This is a genomic window from Scandinavium sp., assembly GCF_036271055.1.
Classification (GTDB): domain Bacteria; phylum Pseudomonadota; class Gammaproteobacteria; order Enterobacterales; family Enterobacteriaceae; genus Scandinavium.
The window spans coordinates 1-1,876 of the sequence record NZ_DATBBJ010000011.1; the positions used below are offsets into that span (position 1 = coordinate 1).

Sequence of the window (1,876 nt, forward strand, 5' to 3'; positions counted from 1 at the left end):
CCTTGCGCATCGGGTTGAGCCCTCCGGTAAAAATTTAGGCTAAATTCAGACCTCCTGATCTCGCATGTGCGTGATTGGCGGGGTGGAATTGGCGAATAGCCCGGTCTTTCAATGCGTTCCGAAAGAAGAGCGGGGATAGAAAACGGACGCTGGGGCGAAGCGGGCGCGATTCTGAAATGATCCCGGTGTGAGGGGGTGTTTGGCCTTTTTGTCCCCCTGTGGCGAGAGATCGACCCATGCCCCAGCTTCAGCTTCCGATGTTCCCGAGTGGTGTGACCCACATTACGGACGAACTGGCGTTTGAGAGGAGGGATGGCCAGATAACGTATTTCAACGGGCACATGCCAGTGTTTACCCATGGTGAGAAAGATGTCGCAACCTTTCGGATGATCACCAGTCAGTTCTGCGCAAGCGGTTATGCCAAGCAAAGCGATATCATCCGGGCTTTTGGCGTGACATCCATCAGCGTGAAGCGATCGGTGAAGCTGTATCGGGAGAAGGGAACGAAGGGATTTTATGCACCGCGCGTGGCACGCGGTGCGGCGGTGCTGGTTGACAGCGTGGTGGCGCAGATTGAGGAGCTTCTCGCGGCAGGTGCCAGTGAAGCGGAGGTTGCCAAGAAGCTTGGGTTGAAGCTCAATACTCTGCAAAAAGCCATCCGGGCGGGGCGGATACGCATGCCCGCTAAAAAAAAGAGCCCGCTGGATCGCCTTTAGTCGCGAGCACCAAAAGCGAGCGCGCTGAAGCGGATTGTGCGGCCCCGATGGGGCGAGGTGCGACCGCGACGATCGAACGGCTAGCGGCGAGCCTCGGCGGGCTTGATGAGGCTGCGCCTCGTTTTGACCCTGCTCTTGATGTTTCCAAAGGCGGTGTCTTGCTGGCGCTGCCGGCGCTTTTAGCCTGCGGACTTTTACGTCATGCCGGCAAATACTTTCAACTGCCGGCGGGCTTTTATGGTCTTAAAACGATCTTTCTGCTTCTGGCTTTCATGGCGCTTGCCCGGCTCAAATCGATTGAAGCGCTGCGCTATTGCGCGCCAGGGGAATGGGGGAAATTACTGGGCCTCGACCGCGCTCCGGAAGCGCGGACCTTGCGGATAAAAGTCAAAACCCTGGCTGACCAGAACCAGGCCTTTTCATGGAGCTCCGAGCTTTGCAAAGGGTGGATGGCGGAGGCCCCAGAAGAGGCAGCTGTTCTTTATATTGATGGCCATGTTCGCGTTTACTACGGCAGCACCAGACAATTACCCAAGCACTACATCGCGCGCGAGCGCCTGTGTCTGAGTGCGACGGCTGATTATTGGGTCAACGCCATGGACGGCAAGCCATTTTTTGTGGTGAGCCAGGCCGTCGACCCAGGCATGCTGCAGGTGCTGGAATGCGACATCGTCCCGCGCCTTGAAAATGATGTGCCGAACCAACCCGGCGCCGACCAGCTTGAGGCTGATCCGCTGCTTCATCGTTTTACTGTGGTCTTTGATCGCGAAGGTTACAGCCCCAACTTCTTCGTCAAGATGAGGGACCGCCGCATTGCATGCCTGACCTACCGCAAATATCCCGGCGAGGATTGGCCGCAAGAAGAGTTTTTCCCTGTACGCTTGTCGTCAGGAGAATTGACCACGATACGCCTTGCCGAGCGGGGGACCTGGCTCGGCGACCGACTGTGGGTGCGCGAAGTCCGCAAGCTGACCGAGAGTGGTCATCAAACTGCAGTGCTTTCCACTGATTACAAATCCTCAGCGGCGCGGTTGGGTCCGGCCATGTTTGCGCGATGGTCGCAGGAAAACTTCTTCCGATATATGCGCCAAAGCTATAATCTGGATGGCCTTGTCGACTACGGCACCGATATTGTTCCTGATGCCACCATGGTGGTGAAC

The 1,876-nt window shown here is 57.0% G+C and carries 2 protein-coding genes; both read left to right on the forward strand.

The genetic code is table 11. From position 1 onward, the window contains the following. The first annotated feature begins 236 nt into the window (after positions 1-236). Positions 237-716 (forward strand): hypothetical protein, encoded by a 480-nt coding sequence (locus tag VH187_RS01190; protein WP_329699671.1) that lies wholly within the window; start codon positions 237-239, stop codon positions 714-716. A gap of 47 nt (positions 717-763) precedes the next feature. Next, on the forward strand, positions 764-1,876 hold a 1,113-nt coding region (locus VH187_RS01195; RefSeq protein ID WP_329699672.1), incomplete at its 3' end, for a putative transposase.

Bases quoted from the DNA above. Each gene is read 5' to 3' on its own strand.
- VH187_RS01190 (WP_329699671.1), top strand. From the start codon at position 237: ATGCCCCAGCTTCAGCTTCCGATGTTCCCGAGTGGTGTGACCCACATT.